Source organism: Streptomyces sp. NPDC008163, assembly GCF_042956885.1.
In the GTDB taxonomy this organism is placed as follows: domain Bacteria; phylum Actinomycetota; class Actinomycetes; order Streptomycetales; family Streptomycetaceae; genus Streptomyces; species Streptomyces drozdowiczii_A.
In genome coordinates, this window is record NZ_JBIBHG010000011.1 from 33,098 (window position 1) to 53,083 (window position 19,986).

At 73.4% G+C, this 19,986-nt stretch carries 9 protein-coding genes; 8 read left to right on the forward strand and 1 reads right to left on the reverse strand.

What is annotated here, in order from left to right:
* Positions 1 to 9,963 carry an amino acid adenylation domain-containing protein gene (locus tag ACFZAT_RS23660; protein WP_391266732.1) on the forward strand — a complete coding sequence of 3,321 codons (9,963 nt, stop codon included), beginning with the start codon at positions 1 to 3 and terminating at the stop codon, positions 9,961 to 9,963.
* Positions 9,960 to 11,360: a DHA2 family efflux MFS transporter permease subunit gene (locus ACFZAT_RS23665; RefSeq protein ID WP_391266734.1), complete on the forward strand. Its 1,401-nt coding sequence runs from the start codon at positions 9,960 to 9,962 to the stop codon at positions 11,358 to 11,360. The genes ACFZAT_RS23660 and ACFZAT_RS23665 overlap by 4 nt, the downstream gene beginning before the upstream one ends.
* 58 nt (positions 11,361 to 11,418) lie before the next feature.
* Here the strand turns inward: ACFZAT_RS23665 and ACFZAT_RS23670 are convergent, their stop codons facing one another.
* Positions 11,419 to 12,366, reverse strand: a complete 948-nt coding sequence (locus tag ACFZAT_RS23670; protein ID WP_391266737.1) for a formyltransferase family protein — start codon at positions 12,364 to 12,366, stop codon at positions 11,419 to 11,421.
* A 247-nt stretch (positions 12,367 to 12,613) separates the two neighbouring features.
* Between ACFZAT_RS23670 and ACFZAT_RS23675 the strand changes: the two genes are divergently transcribed.
* The 6 genes from ACFZAT_RS23675 (at position 12,614) to ACFZAT_RS23700 (ending at position 19,959) form a co-directional block, all read left to right on the forward strand.
* The gene (locus tag ACFZAT_RS23675; protein ID WP_391266738.1) at positions 12,614 to 13,960 is read left to right on the forward strand and encodes a SidA/IucD/PvdA family monooxygenase; all 1,347 of its coding nucleotides are present in this window, start codon (positions 12,614 to 12,616) and stop codon (positions 13,958 to 13,960) included.
* A 53-nt stretch (positions 13,961 to 14,013) separates the two neighbouring features.
* Entirely contained in the window at positions 14,014 to 15,072 is a 1,059-nt protein-coding gene (locus ACFZAT_RS23680; RefSeq protein ID WP_391266739.1) for an iron chelate uptake ABC transporter family permease subunit, read from the forward strand.
* Positions 15,069 to 16,130: an iron chelate uptake ABC transporter family permease subunit gene (locus ACFZAT_RS23685; RefSeq protein ID WP_391266741.1), complete on the forward strand. Its 1,062-nt coding sequence runs from the start codon at positions 15,069 to 15,071 to the stop codon at positions 16,128 to 16,130. Before ACFZAT_RS23680 ends, ACFZAT_RS23685 begins: the two co-directional genes overlap by 4 nt.
* Before the next feature lie 39 nt (positions 16,131 to 16,169).
* Complete coding sequence (locus ACFZAT_RS23690) at positions 16,170 to 17,018, forward strand: ATP-binding cassette domain-containing protein (RefSeq protein ID WP_391266742.1); 849 nt, start codon at positions 16,170 to 16,172, stop codon at positions 17,016 to 17,018.
* Positions 17,019 to 17,131: 113 nt separating this feature from the next.
* Complete coding sequence (locus ACFZAT_RS23695; RefSeq protein WP_391266743.1) at positions 17,132 to 18,190, forward strand: ABC transporter substrate-binding protein; 1,059 nt, start codon at positions 17,132 to 17,134, stop codon at positions 18,188 to 18,190.
* The gene (locus ACFZAT_RS23700) at positions 18,187 to 19,959 is read left to right on the forward strand and encodes an ABC transporter transmembrane domain-containing protein (protein ID WP_391266744.1); all 1,773 of its coding nucleotides are present in this window, start codon (positions 18,187 to 18,189) and stop codon (positions 19,957 to 19,959) included. Before ACFZAT_RS23695 ends, ACFZAT_RS23700 begins: the two co-directional genes overlap by 4 nt.
* Positions 19,960 to 19,986: the final 27 nt, after the last annotated feature.

Genomic DNA, 19,986 nt, shown 5'->3' on the forward strand with positions numbered 1-19,986 from the left:
TTGACCACCGCGAGCGTGTCCCCGGACGGCCTCCTTCCGCTGACCGGCGCCCAACTCGGCATCTGGAACGCCCAGCGCATCGAACCCGACTCGCCGTACTACGTGGTCGGCGACGTGATCGAGATAGCCGGCGAAGGACCCGTCGACACGGACGCGCTCGCGCAGGCCGTCCGGGCCACCACCGAGGAGGCCGAGAGCCTGCGGCTCAGGGTGTACGAGACGCCCGAGGGCCCCCGCCAGGCGGTCGGCGCCGACCCCGTCGCCCTGCCGTCGCTCGTCGACGTCAGCGCCGAGGCCGACCCGGTCGCGGCGGCCCAGGCGCTGGTCGACGCCGAACGCGCCCGGCTCGCCGAGGCATGCCGGGGCATGACGGACCGCCCGCTGTACTCCCGTACCGTCATCAGGCTCTCCGACCGCGAGGTCTGGTACACCCAGCTCGGCCACCACCTCGTCTTCGACGGCTACACCGCCGCCCAGCTCGCCCGCCGCACCGCCGCCCGCTACACCGCCCTGGTCCGCGGCACCGAACCGCCCCGCTCCACGTTCGGCGCCTTCGCGGCGCTCGTCGCCGAGGACGCCGCGTACCGCGCGAGCGACCGGGCCGCCGAGGACCGCGCCTACTGGGTCGAGCGCTTCACCCCGCTGCCCGACGTCGACGGCCACGACGGACCCGACGGCGCGCCCGCCCGCCCGCTCACCGCACGCGCCGTCCTGAGCGCCGACGAGACCGCCGCCCTGCGCGCCTTCGCGGACGCGGAGGGCGTCGCCTGGGGCGAGGCCCTGATCGCCTGCTACGCCGCCTTCCTGCACCGGATGCTCGGCCGCACCGACGTCGTCTTCGCCCTGCCCCTGATGTGCCGCACCGGCTCCGCCGCGCTCCGCACCCCGGCCATGGCGGTCAACGTGCTGCCGATGCGGGTCACCGTGCGCGGCGACGACGGGCTCGGCGCGCTCAGCCGCCGCGTGGCCACCGCCATGCGCGAGATGCGCGACCACCAGCGCTACCGGGGCGAGGACCTGCCCCGCGACCTCGGCGTGCCCGGCGCCGGAGCGCTGCTGCACGGACGCGGCATCAACCTCAAGGCGTTCGACCTCACCCTCGACTTCGCCGGGGCGGCCGGCGTCATGCGCAACGTCGCGGGCGGACCGCCCGAGGACATGGGCCTCAGCGTGCTGCCCACCCGCGACGGCGGGCTCCTGCTCGGCTTCGAGGTGGACGCCCGCGCCAAGGACCAGGCCGCCGTCGACAGCCTGATGACCGGGCTGCGCGCCCTGCTCACCGGGCTCGTCGAGGGCCTGCCCGTCGCCCGGATCGCGCTCACCGGCGACCCCGTCGCCCAGCTCGCCGAGTGGAGCCCGGCCGCCCTGCCCGGCACCCCCCTCGACGTGCCCGCCGCCTTCGACGCCATGGCTGCCGCCGGACCCGGCAACACCGCCCTCGTCTGCGGCGGCGAACGGCTGACCGCCGCCGAACTCGCCGACCGGGTGCACCGCGTGGCCCGCGCCCTGCGCGCCCGGGGCGTCGGCGCCGAGGACATCGTCGCGCTCGCCCTGCCGCGCTCGGCCGACGCCGTCGTCGCCCTGCTCGCCGTGCTGGACGCGGGCGCCGCCTTCCTGCCGCTGGACGCCGCGCACCCGCCCGAGCGGCTGCGCGAACTCATCGCGGACACCCGCCCCGTCCTCGTCCTCACCGACGGCACCGTCGACGGACTGCCCTGGAAGGCCCTCCTGGACGAGGCCGCCGACCTGTCCGGCGCCCCGCTGACCACCGCCGAACTCTCCCGGCCCCGCCACCCCGACCATCTGGCCTACGTCATCCACACCTCCGGATCGACCGGCCGCCCCAAGGGCGTGCTCGGCCGCGCCGGCGGGCTCGCCGCGCTGCTGCACCACCAGCGGTCCACGGTCGTCGCCGAGGCCGAACGCACCACCGGCCGCCGGCTGCGCGCCGCGCACACCTACTCCTTCGCCTTCGACTCCGCCTTCGAACACCTCATCTGGCTGCTCTGCGGGCACGAACTCCACGTGTACGACGCCGAGACGGCCCGCGACGCGGACGCCCTGCTCGCCTCGTACGCCCGCGACGGCATCGACGTCATCGACACCACGCCCTCGATGGCCGCCCCCCTCATCGACGCCGGGCTGCTCGACCTGCCCCCGGCGCTGCTGCTCCTCGGCGGCGAGGCGACCCCGCCCGCCCTGTGGCACCGCGTCGCCGCCTCCGGGATCGCCGCACGCAACATGTACGGGCCGACCGAGGCCACCGTCGACGCCACCTCCGCCCGCATCGACGGCGGCGACCCCGTCATCGGCCACCCGCTCGCGGGCACCCGGGTCTACGTCCTGGACAACGCCCTCCAGCCCGTCCCGCCCGGCACGGCCGGGGAACTCCACCTGGCCGGACCGCACCTGGCCCGCGGCTACCTCGGCCGGCCCGGGGCCACCGCCGAACGCTTCGTCGCCGACCCCTTCGGCGCCCCCGGCGACCGCATGTACCGCACCGGCGACCGCGCCCGCTGGGTGCCCGGCCGGGGCCTGGAGTACGGCGGCCGGGGCGACGGACAGGTCAAGATCCGCGGCCACCGGGTGGAGACCGGCGAGGTCGAGGGGGCCCTGGCCGCCCTGCCCGGGGTCACCGCGGCCGCCGCCCGGGTCCTGTCGTCCCGGCTCATCGGCTACATCGTGTCCACCTCCGTCACCGGCGACGAGGCACGCGCCCGGCTCGCCGAGCGGCTGCCCGACCACATGGTGCCCGCCGCCGTCGTGGTCCTCGGCTCCCTGCCCGTCACGCCCAACGGCAAGCTCGACCGCGCCGCCCTGCCCGCGCCCGCGCTGCCCGGCGGCGGCCGGGAACCGAGCACCGCACGCGAACGGCTGCTGTGCGGCGTCCTCGCCGACGCGCTCGACATCGAACGGGTCGGCGTGGACGACGACTTCTTCACCCTCGGCGGCGACAGCATCACCGCGATCACCGTCAGCAGCAGGCTGCGCGCCCTCGGCCTCGGCCTGCGCCCCAAGGAGCTGCTGGCCCGCCGCACCTTCGCCGCGCTCGCCGCCTCCGCCGAACTGCTGGACGGCGCGGCCGGCCCGGCGGACGAGCCGGTCGGCCCCGTGCCCGCCCCGCCCATCGTGCGCGCCCTGCTCGACCCGCACCCGGACATCGACACGGTCGCCGGATACGCCCAGTGGACCGCCCTGTACGTGGACGAGCTCACCCCGGACCGGCTGACCCGGGGCGTACAGGCCCTCCTCGACCACCACGACGCGCTGCGGCTGCGGGTGGCCGGCGAGCCGGAGGTCCTGCCCCGGGGCACGGTCCGGGCCGCCGTCGAGGAGGTCACCGGCGAGGAGGCCACCGCCCTCGCCCGTCGGCTCGCCGGTGACCTCGACCCGCGCACCGGCGACCTGGTGCGCGCCGCCCTCCTCCGCACGGACGACGGCACACCGGACCGGCTGGTCCTCGTCGTGCACCACCTCGCCATGGACGGCGTCTCCTGGCGCGTCCTCCTGCCTGACCTGCACACCGCCTGCTCCGGCGGCGCCCTCGAACCCGTCACCACCTCCTGGCGCCGCCACGCCCAGGTCCTCGCCGAACAGGGCAGGACCGGTGCCCGGCGCGGTGAACTCGCCCACTGGCGTACGGCACTGGACCCGGCGTCCCGGCTCGGAGCCCGCCCCCTGGACCCCGCGCGCGACACCGTGGCCACCGCGCACCGCTCGGTCACGACCGCCTCGCCCGAGGCCACCGAGGCCCTGCTCACCACGCTGCCCGCCGCCTACCGGGCCGGTGTGGACGAGGTTCTGCTCGCCGCCCTCGTCCTCGCCCTGCGCGGCTGGGGCCTGCGGGACGACTCCGTCACCGTGACCCTGGAGGGCCACGGCCGCGAACACCTCGACCTGGCCCGCACGGTCGGCTGGTTCACCAGCGAGTACCCCGTCCGCGTGCCCGCCTTCGACGACGTCCGCGCCACGCTGCGCGCCGCCAAGGAGGCCCGCCGCGCCGTGCCCGACAACGGCATCGGCTACGGGGTGCTGCGCCACCTCGACCCGGAGACGGCCCCGGAGCTGGGTGCGACACCGCCTCCGGACGTCCTGCTCAACTACCTCGGCAGGTTCGCCCCGCCTGCCGCCGAGGGCTGGCGGCTCCCCGAGCACGACGCGTTCTCGGTGACCGAGCCCGACGCCAAGTCCCTCGAACAGGTGCTGGCCCTCAACTGCTTCGTGCACGAGGGCGACGCACCCCGGCTCGCCGTCGAGTGGACCGCCGCGGGCGAGGTCCTGGGGCCCGACGCCCTGGCCGCCCTCCAGGACTGCTGGGCCGCCGCGCTCGACGCGCTCGCCGCGCACGCCCTGCACACCACGGGCGGGCTCACCCCCTCCGACCTGCCGCTGGTGGCCCTCCGCCAGGACGCGATCGACGCCCTGGAGAGCGCCGGCCGGGTCAGCGACGTGCTGCCCGCCACCCCGCTCCAGCTCGGCCTCTCCTTCCACACCCTGGTCCGCGAGGACACGGACACCGACGTCTACGTCGTCCAGGCCGTCACCACCCTGTCCGGGGAGCTGGACCCGGACCGGATGGCCCGCGCCGCCCATGAGCTGCTGTGCCGCCACCCCGCGCTCCGCGTCCACCTGGGCACCGTCGGGGACGACGTCGTGCAGGTCGTCCCGGCCGACGTCGCCCTGGACTGGCGGCAGGACGACGACTTCGCCGCAGCGGCCCGCGCCGAGCTGGCGCGCCCCTTCGACCCGGCGCGGACGCCGCTCATCCGCTTCCTGCTCTCCCGGGTGGGGCCCGCCGAGCACAAGCTCGTCATCACCAACCACCACGCCCTGCTCGACGGCTGGTCGATGCCCCTCGTCGGCCGCACCCTCCTCGCGATCTACGCGGAACTCGGCGGCGGCCCCGCCGCACCCGTCTCCCCGCCGCTGTCCGAGTACTTCCACTGGCTGGCGAGCCAGGACCGGGAGGCGTCCGTGGCCGCCTGGCGCGACGCCCTCGCGGGCGTGGACGACGCGACCCGGCTGGCCCCCGCGAGCACCGGGAACGCCGTGCAACGGCCGGGGCGGGAGACCGTCGAGCTGGGGCGCGAGTTCAGCGACCGGCTGCGGGCCTTCGCCCGGGAGCAGGGCATCACCCTGACCACGGTCCTCCAGACGGCGTGGGGCCTGCTCCTCGGCAGGCTCACCGGCCGCCGCGACGTCGTGTTCGGCTGCCCGGTCTCCGGCCGGCCCGCCGAGGTCGACGGCGTCGAATCGATGATCGGCCAGCTCGGCACCACCGTCCCGGTCCGCGTCCGGTACACCCCGGACCGCACGGCGACCGACCTGATGGCCCAGGTGCACGCGGAGAGCGTCGCGCTGGCCGAGCACCACCACGTCGGACTGCCCGGCATCCAGCGGGCCGTGGGCATCGGCGAACTCTTCGACACCATGCTGGTCATGGAGAACTTCCCGCTCTCCAGCCGCACCCGCACCCCCCTGGACCCCGGCCTCGACCTGACCGGCGTCGACATCACGGACGCCACCCACTACGCGCTCACCGTCATCGTGATCCCGGGCGACGAGATCACCGTCGGCCTCGGCTACCAGCCCGGCGCCTTCGACGCGGACACCGTGCGCGACTACGGCCGCTGGCTGCGCAACCTGCTCCACGAGATCACCGAGGACCCCGGCAGGCCTGCCGTCGCGCTGCCCGCCCTCGACGCCGGCGAGCGCGCCCGCATGCTGCGCACCGGCACCGAGACCGTCTCCGTCGAGGAACGCGGCCACTGGCTGGAGGAGTTCGCGGGATGGGTCCGGCGCAAGCCCGCCGGCGAGGCGCTGGTCTGCCGCGACCGCAGCCTCTCGTACGAGGAACTCGACCGGCGGGCCAATCGCCTCGCGCACGCGCTCATCGCACACGGCGTCCGGCCGCAGGACCCCGTCGCGGTCCTCATCGGCCGGGACATCGAGATGACCGTCGCCCTGTTCGGCGTCGCCAAGGCGGGTGCGGTGTACGTGCCGATGGACGCTGCCTACCCGCGCGAACGGCTCGCGTTCATGTTCGACGACATCTCACCGGTGGCCGTCGTGACGACCGGCGCCGAACTGCCCGTCGACCGCGAGATCCCCGTCCTGCGCCTGGACGACCCGGCCACCCTCGCCTGCGCACCCGACACCGACCCGGCCGGGGCCCGCGCCCGGCTCACCGACGACGCCCTCGCGTACGTCATCTACACCTCGGGCACCACCGGCCGTCCCAAGGGCGTCGGCGTCACCCACCGGGGCGTGCCCGACCTGATCGCCCTCCAGGAGGAGGTCGTCGGCGTCACCGAGCACGACCGCTATCTGCACTTCGCGTCGACCGGCTTCGACGTGGCGTTCTGGCAGACCATGGTGCCGCTGCTGTCCGGCGGCACGTCCGTGATCGCGCCCGAGGAGGTGCGGGTACCCGGCGACGAACTCCTCGACTACATCGCGGAGCACCGGGTCACCGGGGTGAACCTGCTCCCGTCGTTCCTCGCCGCGATGCCCGACGACCGCACCGTCGACCCCGACGTACTCTTCGTCGTCGGCGCCGAACGGCTCGACCCGCAACTGGCCCACCGCTGGGGCCGGGGCCGCCGCGCGCTGTTCAACGCGTACGGGCCGACCGAGGTCACCATCAACTCCACCACCTGGCACTACGACCCGGACGACGAGGGGCCGCTGCCCATCGGCCGCCCCGACCCGAACGTCCGCGCCTATGTGCTCGACGGCGGACTCCAGCCCGTCGGCGTCGGCGTCACCGGCGAGCTGTACCTCGGCGGCCCGAGCGTCGCCCGCGGCTACCTCGGCCGCCCCGGGCTGACCTCCGGCGCGTTCGTCGCCGACCCGTACGGCCCGCCCGGCACCCGCGTGTACCGGACCGGCGACCTGGTGCGGTGGCGCCACGACGGGCAACTGGTCTTCCTCGGCCGCGCCGACCACCAGATCAAGGTGCGCGGCTTCCGCGTCGAACTCGGGGAGATCGAGACCGCGCTCACCGGCCACCCGGACGTCCGCGCCGGCGCCGTCGTGATGCGCGAGGGCCGGCTCGTCGGCTACGTCATCCCGGCCGACGGCGCCGACCTGGACACCGCCGAGGTGCGCGCGTACCTCGCCGAGCGGCTGCCCGACCACATGGTGCCGACCGCGCTCGTACCGCTCGACCGGCTGCCGCTGAGCCCCAGCGGCAAGCTCGACGCCTCCGCGCTGCCCGCGCCGGCCACCGTCTCCGCCGCCCGGCGCGAACCGGCCACCGAGGCGGAGGCACTGCTGCTCGCCGTGTTCCGGGACGTGCTGGGCCGCGACGACATCGGCCCCGACGACAACTTCTTCGACGTCGGCGGCGACAGCATCGTCTCCCTCCAGCTGGTCTCCCGGGTCCGCCGCCAGGGCCTCGGACTGAGCCCGAAGGACGTGTTCGACGGCGAGACCGTCGCCGGCATCGCGGCCCGGGCCCGCGCCCTGGACGGCGAGGCCGCCCCGGCCGTCGGGGACGCCCCGCTGACTCCGGTCATGCGGGACCTGCTGCACCGCGCAGGGAAGGCCGCCGACGGCTTCTGCCAGTGGGTGGAGGTCTGCGTCCCGGCCGGCGGCGACGAGAGGAGCTGGCAGGCCGTGCTCGACGCCCTGCTGACCCGGCACGACGTGCTGCGCGCCCGCCTCGGCGACGACACCCTGCACATCCCGCCGGCCGGCGAACTCACCGGCGCCGACGTCCTGACCCGCGTCCCGGCGCGCGACGACCCGCGCGCCGCCGCCGACGCCGCGACCGCCGCCGCACGCGCGGCGATGGACCCGCGCACCGGACCGATGCTGCGCGCGGTCTGGGTGGACGCCGGGCCCGACCGCCCCGGCCGGCTCGTCCTGATCGCCCACCACCTGGTGGCCGACGGCGTCTCCTGGCGCATCCTCCTGGACGACCTCCGGCACGCCCACGACGGGGGAGAGCTGACCCGGCACGGGCAGTCCTTCCTCGGCTGGGCCCGCACGCTGCGCGAGGCCGACCGCCGCGCCGAACTCCCGCACTGGCGGCGGATGACGGCGACCGAGCCCCTTGCCCAGCCGCTCGATCCCGCCCGGGACACCGTGGCCACCGCCGCGCACCACGAGATCCGGCTCGACGCGGTCACCACCCGCGCCCTGGTCACCACCCTGCCCGCCGCGCACCGCACCACCCCGGACGCCGTGCTCCTGACGGCGCTCGCCCACGCGGTACGCGACTGGCGCGGCGTCCCCGAACTGCTCGTCGCCCTGGAGAGCCACGGCCGGCCGCGCGAAGTCGACCTCTCCCAGACCGTCGGCTGGTTCACCGCGATCCACCCCGTCCGGCTCGACACCTCCGACGAGGTGCGCGCGGTCCGGGACCGGCTGCGCGCCCAGGGCGACGGCCTCGGCCACTCCATCCTCACCACGGCCGGGCTGCTCGACCCGGTCCGCCCGGAACTCGCCTGGAACTACCTCGGCCAGTACCCCGGCGCCCCGGAGACCGAGACGCCCTGGCAGCCCGCCCCGGACGCCGACCCGCTCGGCTCCGACGCCTCCGGCCCGATGCCCCTGCCGTACAGCCTCATGGTCAACGCCCTGGTGCGCGACGACGCGCTCGGGGTGCGGTTCACCTGGCCCCGGGCGCTGTTCACCGGCGCCGGGATCGAGGAGCTGGCGGAACACCTGAGGGCCGCGCTGCTGCGGGTCGCCGCCGCGCCGGAGTCCGTCGCGCTCGGGGACCGGCCGGTCGCCGCCGTACAGCCGCTGAGCCCGTTGCAGGAGGTGATGCTGCGGCATTCGCGCACCGAGTGCCCCGACCCGTACACCGTGCAGTCGGTGGTCTCGCTCGCCGGACCGCTCGACACCGGGGCGCTGCGCGGCGCCGGTGACGACCTGCTGGCCCGGCACCCCAACCTGGGCGCGGTGTTCCCCGCCTCGCTCGCGGTCGTCCCGGACGCGCCCCGGCCCGCGTTCCGGGTCACCGACGCCCCGGCCGACGAGGTGCTGGCCGCCGACCTGGCCGAACCCTTCGACCTGGCACACGGCCCGCTCTACCGGATCACCGTGATCCGGCTCGGACCCGAGCGCGCCGACCTCGTCCTGACCAGCCATCACGCCCTGTCCGACGGCTGGTCCGCCCCGCGCATCCTGGGCGAGCTGTTCGCCCTGTACACCGCGCGCACCGAGAACCGCGCGCACGGACTGCCCGAACCCGTCCCGTTCGCGGACTACCTCGACTGGTGCGCGGAGAACGAGCCGGACCTCGACGCCTGGGCGGCCGAGCTGGACGGGCTGCCGGAGGGCGACTACCTCGGCGGCGACGGGAGCGGCCCGGCCTGGCAGGAGCCGGAGGTCATCACGTTCGACGCGGAGCTCGTGGCCGGGCTCACCCGGCTCGCCGCGCGGCGCGGGCTGACCCCGAACACCCTGGTGCAGGGCGCCTGGTCGGTGCTGCTGGCCCGGCGGTCCGGGCTGCGGGACGTCTGCTTCGGCGCCATGGTGTCGAGTCGGCCCCCGGCTCTGGAGGGCGTCGAGGAGATCATCGGCCTGCTCGCCAACACCGTGCCGGTACGGGCCCGGCTCACCGGCACCCTGGCCGCCGCGCTCACCGGTCTCCAGGCCCGCCAGCGCGACCTGGCCGAGCACCACCACGTGGCCCTGTCCGACCTGGAACGGCTCACCGGCCGGCGCAGGCTCTTCGACAGCATGGTGGTCTTCGAGAACTACCCGGTCGACCCGGACCGCCTGCGCGAACCGGCGCCCGGACTCACCGTGCTCGCCACGCGTTTCCGGGAGTCGACCCACCACCCCGCCACGCTGACCGTGATGCCGGACGGCGACGGCTGGACCGGTGTGCTCGCCCACCGGGCCGGCACCGACACCGACGGGCTCGCCGGCCAACTGGTGGACCTGCTGCGGAACATGGAGCAGCACCTGGACGCCGATGTGAGCGCCCTCCTGGGGGAACGATGACCGAGGCACCGGCCCCGCCCGCCGAGCGCGTGGACCGGGAACTGCTGCGGATCGCGTTCATCCTGGTCCTCGGCACGTTCATGGCCACGCTCGACGCCACCATCGTCAGCGTCGGACTCGACCGGCTCACCGAGGAGTTCGACGCGTCCGTCGCCGAGATCCAGTGGGTCTCCAGCGCATATCTGCTCGCCGTCGTCGCCGCCGTCCCCGCGTCCGGCTGGCTGGCCGGCCGGTTCGGCGGCCGGCGGGTCTGGCTCGCGGCCATCGGCGTCTTCCTGATCGGCTCGGTGCTGTGCGCGTCGGCCCGGTCGGCGACCGGCCTCGTCGTGTTCCGCGTCATCCAGGGGCTCGGCGGCGGCCTGCTTCCCGCGACCGGGCAGGCGCTGCTCGCCCGGGTCGCGGGCCCCGGCCGCACCGGCAGGGTGATCAGCGTCGTCGCCGTGGTCCCGCTGCTCTCCCCGGTGTTCGGGCCGCTCGCCGGGGGCTCCGTGCTCGCGGTCGCGCCGTGGCCCTGGCTGTTCCTGGTCAACCTGCCGATCGGTGCGGCGGCGGTCCTGCTGGCCCGCCGGTACGTGCCGGTGGTGCCCCCGGCCCCGCAGCGGACCGCGTTCGACCTGCGCGGGGCGCTGCTGCTCTCGCCGGGGCTCGCGGTGCTGGTGTACGGGCTGACCGAGGTCGCCCACGACCGTGCCGTCCCGGCGACGACCGGCGTGGTGGCCGGGGTGGTCATGCTGACCGCGTTCGCCGTGCACGGGCTGCGCACCCGGTCCACTCCGCTGGTCGACCCCCGGCTGTTCGCCAGGCCGCCCTTCGGGGCCGCCGCGCTCGCGCTGGTGGTGCTCGGGGCCTCGGTGTTCGGCACGACGTTCCTGCTGCCGCTGTACTTCCAGTCGGGGCGGGGGATGCCGGCCTGGGAGGCGGGCCTGCTGCTCGCTCCCCAGGGGCTGGGCGCGGCCGCCGGTTCGGTGCTCGTCAACCGGACCATCAGCACGCTCGCGCCGAGGACCCTGGTGGTGGCCGGCATCGTGCTGATCGTCGCCGGGACCGCCCCGTTCACCTGGCTGGGGCACGGGGTCCCGGACGCGGTGATCGCCTCGGCGCTGGTGGTGCGGGGCTTCGGGATGTCGATGGTCGGCGCGCCCGTGATGAACATCGTCTACAGCCGGATCGAGCCGGAGCAGCTGCCCCGGGCGGCCGGCGCGCTCAACCTCCTCAACACCGTGGGCGGTTCGGTCGGGACGGCCGCGGTGGCGGTGATCCTGGAGAACCGGCTCGCCGCGACGGGGGCGGACGTCCCCGCGGCCTTCGGTGCCACCTTCTGGTGGGTGCTCGGCTTCTGCCTGTTCGCCGCGGCCGCGGCGACGCGGCTGCCCCGTACCCGGCCCCGGAAGGGATGAGCGGCAGGACACATGGGTGTGCCCCCGGCCTCGGCCGGGGGCACACCCATGCACGGGATCAGGGGCGGTTGGTCAGGTAGCCGCCCATGGAGGTGAAGTACTCCGTCGCGGGCAGTTCGCGGCCGTCCTCGGTGCGGACCCGGGTGATGGCCAGGCCGTGGTTGCGGCCGGTGCGGGCATCGGCCCCGGCGACGACGACCACGCCGTCGCCCTCGCGGTAGAAGATCCGGCCGGGCGTCCCGCCGTAACGCCCCTCGGAGACCGCACTGGCCACGATCTCGATCCGCTTGCCCCGGTGGAAGGTGAAGGCGCTGGGGTACGGCGCCGACTGGGCGCGCACGAGGCGTTCCAGGTCCTCGGCCGGCCAGTTCCAGTCGATCCGGATGTCCTCCTCGGCGCGCTTGTGGAAGAAGGTGGCCTGCGAGCGGTCCTGCGGGGTGAACTCCGTCTGGCCGTCCGCGATCAGGGCCAGCGCCTTGGTGGTGACGGGGGCGATGAGGTCGACGGTCTTGTGGAAGAGGTCGGTCGCGGTGTCCTTCGGGCCGACCGGGACGGACTCCTGCCGGACGATGTCGCCGGCGTCCAGCTCGTCGTTCATCATGTGCGCGGTGACGCCGACCTCGCTCTCGCCGTTGATGAGCGCCCAGATCAGCGGCGAGAAGCCCGCGTATTTGGGCAGCAGCGAGTCGTGCACGTTGAGGGTGCCCCGGGTGGGGAGCGCGAAGATGCGCGGCGGGATCCACGTACGCCAGTTGTTGGCCACGATGACGTCGGGCTCGGCGGCCTTGAGGCGCTCGTACAGTTCGTCGTCGTCCGGGCGGTTGCGGATGAGGACCGGGACGCCGTGCTCCTCGGCGAGATCGGCGACCGAATCGCTCCAGATCTTCTCGTACGCGTGCTCGCTCCTGGGGTGGGTGACGACCAGCACCACGTCGTGCTCGGAGTCCAGGAGGGCTTGCAGGGTGCGGTGGCCCCAGGTCTGGTAACCGAACATGACGACCCGCATGGGGTTCCTCCTCGACGCAGAAACAGAGACAGGTAAGTAAAGCAAGGCTTACCTTATCTCGCAACGGAGGCGTGGAGTGTCCCAGTTGGGCGACCCCGGGCCAGCGGTGTCCGAATCGCGCCTATCGACAAGCGTTGACGGATTAGCTTAGGCTCACCTAAGTTCATCGGGTCGCTGTTGAGGCGTTCCCGTTCTTCGCCCGTTCCCCCGCATCCGACAGGCGGCTTCCCCGCACGATGGGAGTGACATGTCACAGGCTCGTCCTGGCGACGCAGCACCGGTCCACGACCTCATTGGAATCGGCTTCGGCCCGTCCAATGTGGCCATGGCGATCGCGATCAGCGAGCACAACGCGCGCTCCGGCACGCGGGAAGCGGTGACGGCCCAGTTCTTCGAGCAGCAACCGGCCTTCGGCTGGCACCGGGGCATGCTCATCGACGACGCCACCATGCAGGTCTCGTTCCTCAAGGACCTGGTGACGCTGCGCAATCCGGCCAGTGAGTTCAGCTTCCTCTGCTACCTCAAGAGCAAGGAACGCCTGATCGACTTCATCAACCACAAGAACCTCTTCCCGCTGCGGGTCGAGTTCCACGACTACTTCGAGTGGGCCGCCGCCCAGGTGGACGACCTCGTCTCGTACGACCACGAGGTCGTCGGGGTGACCCAGGTGGTCGAGGACGGGGTCGTGGAGTATCTGGACGTCACCGTACGGTCGGGCGAGGGGCTGACGGTCCACCGCGCCCGCAACCTCGTCATCGGCACGGGACTGCGCCCGCTGGTGCCCGAGGGCATCGAACGCGGCGACCGCGTCTGGCACAACTCCGAACTGCTGACCCGGGTCGGCGAGCTGGACGGCACCTCGCCCTCCCGCTTCGTCGTCGTGGGCGCCGGACAGAGCGCCGCCGAGAACGTCGCGTATCTGCACCGCCGCTTCCCCGGGGCCGAGATATGCGCGGTCTTCTCGCGCTACGGCTACAGCCCGGCCGACGACAGCAGCTTCGCCAACAAGATCTTCGACCCGGACGCGGTCGACGAGTTCTACGCGGCGCCCGAGAACGTCAAGCGCCGGCTGATGGACTACCACGGGAACACCAACTACTCCGTGGTCGACATCGATCTGATCGATGACCTGTACCGGCAGATGTACCAGGAGAAGGTCCTCGGCACCGAGCGGCTGCGCTTCCTCAACGTGTCCCGGCTCACCGCGGCCGAGGAGACGCCGGACACGGTGCGCGCCACCGTGAGGTCCCTCGTCACCGGCGAGGAGACCGTGCTCGACGCCGACGTCGTGGTGTTCGCCACCGGATACAGCCCGGCCGACCCGCTGGGCCTTCTCGGTGAGGCCGCCGAACACTGCCTGCGCGACGAGGCGGGCCGGGTCCGCGTCGAGCGCGACTACCGCATCGCCACGGACGCCGCCCTGAACTGCGGCATCTACCTGCAGGGCGGTACGGAGCACACCCACGGGATCACCTCGGCCCTGCTGTCCAACACCGCGATCAGGGTCGGGGAGATCCTGGACTCGCTGCTGGACCGGAGCGTCAAGTCCGCCCCCGACGCCGCCCGTCCGGTCGCCGGGGACGGCACCCGCTAGCAGGCCCGACCGCCGTCCGGGACCGGTGGGCCAGAGAGATGACGTACGCGGACATGAGCACAACTGCAGTGGAGCGCCCCATACCCGGGGGCGTGACGGTGGCCCGTCGCAGACGGGTCACCGGACTCGCCGCCCTCGCGGTGACGGTCCTGGTCGTGGGCGCGCTGTCGCTGATGATCGGGGCGCGTTCGCTGAACCCCGGGGAGGTGTGGCACGGCCTGTTCGCCGGGCCGGAGGCCGACCAGCGGCTCTCCGACATCCGGCTCGTCGTGCGGACCGTGCGGGTGCCGCGTACCGTGCTCGGCATCGTGGCGGGCATCGCGCTCGGGGCCGGCGGCGCCCTGATCCAGGGGTACACGCGCAACCCGATCGCCGACACCGGGCTGGTCGGGGTCAACGCCGGCGCCTCCTTCGCCGTGGTGTCGGTGATCGCCGTGTTCGGGTTCACCGACCCGCTCCAGTACGTCTGGTTCGGCTTCCTCGGATCGGCGGTCGCCGGCGTCGTCGTGTTCGGCCTCGCCAGCATCGGCAGGGGAGCGGGCAACCCGCTGACCCTGGCCCTCGCCGGACAGGGGGTCACGGTCTTCCTCGCCGCGATGACCACGGCCGTCGCCCTGTCCGACGTGAAGTCCCTGAACGCGCTGAGGTTCTGGAACGCGGGCTCGGTGGCGGGCGTCGGCTTCGACGTCATCCGGCCGGTCACCGCGTTCGTCGCGGTCGGGCTGGTCCTGGCCGCGGTCGTGCTGCCCTCCCTGAATCTGCTCAACCTCGGGGACGACGTGGCACGCGGACTCGGCGTCAACATCGCGCTGAGCCGGACGATCGGCATCGTCGCCGTCACGCTGCTGGCGGGCGCCGCCACCGCGGCCTGCGGTCCCATCGCCTTCCTCGGGCTCATGGTGGCCCACGTCGCCCGGTATCTGACCGGGCCCGACTACCGCTGGCTGGTGCCGTACGCGGCACTGCTCGGCGCGATCGTCCTGCTGGTCTGCGACATCGTCGGGCGCCTGGTGGTACGGCCCGGGGAACTGGACGCGGGGGTCGTCGTCTCGCTGCTCGGCGCGCCGTTCTTCGCGGTCCTGGTATGGCGAGGAAAGTTCAGGAGCGCATGAACGGCACGGAGTTGAAAGCATCGGTCACGCCGGGCGTACGCGTCGGCGGCGCCTCGTTCGTCTGGCGGCCCTGGCTCGTCCTGGTCACCCTGCTCCTCGCGGCGGCGGCCTTCCTGGTGTTCTGCCTGTCCATCGGCGTCGGTGACTTCCCGATCGGCCTGTCGCGGGTGATCGCCACGGTCCTCGGCGGCGGCGAGCAGGTCGACCGCTTCGTCATCATGGACCTGCGGATGCCGCGCGCCCTGGCCGGCGTCCTCGTGGGCGTCGCGCTCGGGGTGTCCGGCGCCATCACCCAGTCCGTCGCGCGCAACCCCCTCGCAAGCCCCGACATCCTCGGCATCACCGGGGGCGCCAGTGCGGTCGCCGTGTTCCTGGTGACGGTCTCGGGCGGTGCCGCCACGGCGATCACCGACTCCCTGGGCCTGTCGGCGGCGGCGCTCCTGGGCGGCCTCGGCACCGGGCTGCTGGTGTACTTCCTCGCCTGGCGGCGCGGGATCGACGGCTTCCGGCTCATCCTCATCGGCATCTCGGTGAGCGCGGCGATGGAAGCGATCACGACCTGGCTCCTGACGTCGGCCGACATCCGGGACGTGGCCCGGGCCCAGGCGTGGCTGGTCGGCTCCCTGGACAACCGGTCGTGGAGCGAGGTCCGGGTGGCGCTCTGGTGCACCCTGGTCCTGCTGGCCGTGGTGGTCTGCCTGGCCTTCCAGTTCAAGCCGCTGCACCTCGGGGACGAGGTCGCCGCGGGGCTCGGCGTCCGGTTCGGCCGGGTGCGGGCCGTCATGCTGCTGTGCGCGGTCCTGCTGGCCGCGGCGGCGGTGAGCGCGGCAGGCCCGGTGCCGTTCGTCGCGCTCGTCGCACCGCAGGTGGCGATGCGTCTGGCGCGCCACCCGACGCCGCCGATGGCCGCCTCGGGACTGGTCGGCGCGCTGCTGCTGACCGGGTCCGACCTGGTCGCGCGCACGGCCCTGCCCGACGGCCTGCCGGTCGGTGTGGTCACCGCCGCGATCGGCGGGCCCTTCCTGGTGTATCTGCTGGTCCGGGCGAACCTCAGGTAAATGACAGACGATTCGGACAACCCGAGCAGAGGAGGGCCAGTGGCCGCGCATCTCACCACCACCGCCGAAGCAGTCAGGGCGCCGGCCGGTGACACCCCACGGCTCGCCGCCAGGAGCATCAGGGTCGGCTACGGCGGACGGACCGTCATCGACGGTCTCGACGTCGAGATCCCGTCCGGGGTGGTCACCACCATCATCGGGCCCAACGGCTGCGGCAAATCGACCCTGTTGCGCACGCTGACCCGGCTGCTGAAACCGGCCGGCGGCGCCGTCGTGCTGGACGGCGAGGACATCGCCTCGCTCCGCACCAGGGACGTGGCGAAGAAACTCGGGCTGCTGCCCCAGGCGCCCGTGGCACCCGAGGGGCTGACGGTCTCGGACCTGGTCGCCCGGGGGCGGCACCCGCACCAGAGCTGGCTGCGGCAGTGGTCCTCGGACGACGCCGACATCGTACGGCGCGCGCTCGCGCTGACCGGGGTCGCCGATCTCGCGGACCGGCCCGTCGACTCGCTGTCCGGCGGCCAGCGCCAGCGGGTGTGGATATCGATGACCCTCGCTCAGGGCACCGATCTGTTGCTGCTCGACGAACCCACCACCTATCTGGACCTGGCGCACGCGATCGACGTGCTCGACCTGGTCGACGACCTGCACGAGTCCGGGTGCACGGTGGTGATGGTCCTGCACGATCTCAACCTGGCCACCCGCTACAGCGACAACCTCGTGGTGATGCGGGAGGGCTCGGTCCTGGCGCAGGGCCACCCCCGCGACGTGATCACCGCCGAGCTGCTGGAAGAGGCGTTCGGGCTGCGGGCGATGGTGATCGACGACCCGGTCGGCGACCGGCCGCTCATCGTGCCCATCGGCCGTACCCACGTACGTCTGAAGTAGTTCCAGAATCAAGGAACTGGCTGAGTAAGGCTAGGCTGGCCTCACTCGGCCAGGGTAAGGTTTGGCTGCCCTTATAAAGGGCCCAGAAGACTGTGTGAAAGCAAGGGATTCGGATGCTCCTCGACAGAACCACGCCCACCAGGTCGCGCCGGCGGCTCGCGGCGGTCATGACCGCGGCCGCCCTCGGCATCGGCCTCCTCGCGGGCTGCGGCTCCGACTCCGAGGACAAGGCGGCCGACAAGGCCCCGGCCGCCTCGGCCGGCGGCGCCTTCCCTGTCACCGTGGAGCACGCCTTCGGGTCCACGAAGATCACCGAGGCCCCGAAGCGGGTCGTCTCCGTCGGCTACACGGACGACCAGGACATCCTGGCGTTCGGTATCAAGCCGGTCGGCATGGTCGACCAGTACCCGAACCCCGAGGGCAAGACCCCCGACATCAACACCCAGTGGCCCTGGACCAAGGACAAGTGGGGCGACACCCGCCCCGAGGTCATCATGAAGAACGGTGACTCCGGCCCCAACTACGAGAAGATCGCGGCCCTGCGGCCCGATCTGATCGTCGCCGTCTACTCCGAGATCGACCGGGCCGCCTACGACAAGCTGTCGAAGATCGCCCCCACGGTCGCACGCACCAAGGGCGAGAAGGAGCCCTTCAGCGCCCCGTGGCAGGACAACGCGGTGCACATCGCCAAGGCCCTCGGCAAGGAGAAGGAGGGCAAGGAGATGGTGGCCGGCATCCAGGAGCAGCTGGACGCCGCCAAGAAGGCGCACCCCGAGTTCGCCGAGCAGACCGCCGTCTCCCTGTCCTGGTACGACAACTCGGTGGCGCCGTTCACCACCACCGACGTGCGCGGCCGGCTGCTGACCGGCATCGGCTACCAGGGCGACACCGAGATCGACAAGATCGCCGGCGGCAAGTTCTACACCAAGCTCTCCCCGGAACGCATGGACCTCGTCGACGTCGACCGCGTCTTCGTCATCAATGACAAGGCCGACACGGAGGCCCTGAAGAAGTCCGAACTCTTCAGCAACCTGAAGGCGTTCAAGGAGGGCCGGGTCACCTACCTGCTCGACAGCGAGGGCCCGGCGGTCGGCGCGGCCATCTCGCAGGGCACGCTGCTGTCCATGCCGTACGCGGTGGACGAGCTGGTGAAGGCGGCGGCCGCCAAGTGACCCTCGCCGCCCCCACCCTGCGTACGGCGACGGGCGGTGAGGCCACCCGCTGGCTCGTCTCCCACTGCCGAGCGGTGCCGTGGCTGACGGCCGCGACCCTCCTCACCACCGTGGCGGGGGCGGCACTCCAGGTGCTGCCCGTGCTGCTGCTCGGCCAAGTGGTCGACGGGGTCGTGGACGGCGAGTCCCGCACGGTGCTGGTTCGGGTCGGGGCGTTGATGGTGGCCGCCGTGCTGCTCGGCGCGGCGGCCACCGCGGCATCGACGTATCTCATCGGACGGCTCGGCGCCGACCTGCTCGCCACCCTGCGGGAAGGCGCCGTGCGCGCGGTGCTGGGCATGCCGAGCACCCGGCTGGAACAGGTCGGCCGGGGCGATGTGCTCTCCCGGGTCGGCGACGACGTCGCCGTGCTCTCCCGGGGCATCCGCAGCGCGATCCCCACCGTGTTCTCGGCGGGCGTGCTCGTCGCCATCGCCACCGTCGGCATGTTCGGCCTGGACTGGCGGCTCGGGCTCGCGGGCGCCGGCGCCCTGCCGGCGTACGCGCTGGCGCTGCGCTGGTATCTGCCGCGCTCAGCCCCCCTCTACCGCAAGCAGCGCGCGGCCCAGGCCGACCGCGCCCAGGCGCTGATCAGCGGCCTCAACGGGATCGACACGGTCCGGGCATACCGCCTGGAGGGCGCGTTCCGCGAGAAGGTCACCACCGAGTCCTGGCGGGTGCGCGATCTGGGCGTCGAGGTGTTCCGGTTCTTCGGCCGGTTCGTCGGCCGGGAGAACCGCGCCGAGTTCATCGGCCTCGTCCTCATCCTCCTGGTCGGGTACGCCCTGCTGGAGGGCGACGCGGCCACCCTCGGCGAGGTCGCGGCCGCACCGCTGATGTTCCACCGGCTGTTCACCCCGCTCGGCGCGATCATGTTCACCTTCGACGAGGCGCAGAAGTCGGGTGCGAGTCTGACCCGGCTGGTCGGGGTCCTGGGGGAGGACGCCGAGGAGAGACTGGTCGGCGACCCCGAGGTGACGCCCGCTCAGAACGTCCCGTATCAGGTGACGGTGGAGAGCCTGACCTATCGCTATCCCGGCTCCGAGGCGCCGGTCCTGCGCGAGGTGAGCCTGACGGTCCCGGCCGGCGGCTCCCTCGCCCTGGTGGGCGCCACCGGAGCCGGCAAGTCGACCCTGGCCGCACTGATCGCCGGCATCGGCACCCCGCAGTCGGGGTCGGTGCGCATCGGGACGACCGATCTGGCGGAGGTGGACGAGGCGGGCGCGCGGGCCCTGGTGAGCATCCTCACCCAGGAGACCCATGTGTTCTCCGGTCCGCTCGCCGAGGACCTGCGGCTGTCCGCGCCCGGGGCGGGCGAGGCCGAACTGCTGGACGCCCTGCGGACGGTGGGCGCCGCCGACTGGGTGGAGGCCCTGCCCGAGGGGCTGCGGACCGCCGTCGGCGAGGGCGGTGAGCGGTTGGACGTCACCAAGGTGGCCCAGGTCGCCCTGGCCCGTCTGGTGCTGGCCCGGTCACCCGTCGTGGTGCTGGACGAGTCCACCGCCGAGGCGGGCAGCGAGGGCGCCGCGGAGCTGGAGCGCGCCGTGCTGGCCGCCTGCGCCGGCCGCACCACGCTGTTCGTCGCGCACCGGCTGACCCAGGCGATGGCGGCGGACCGTATCGCCGTCCTGGACGCCGGGCGCGTGGTGGAGCAGGGCTCCCACCAGGAGCTGGTCGCTCTGGGCGGCCGCTACGCCCGTCTGTGGCGTGCGTGGCGCGAAGGAAGCTAGACCATCGTTAGTTAGGTTAGGCTCGCC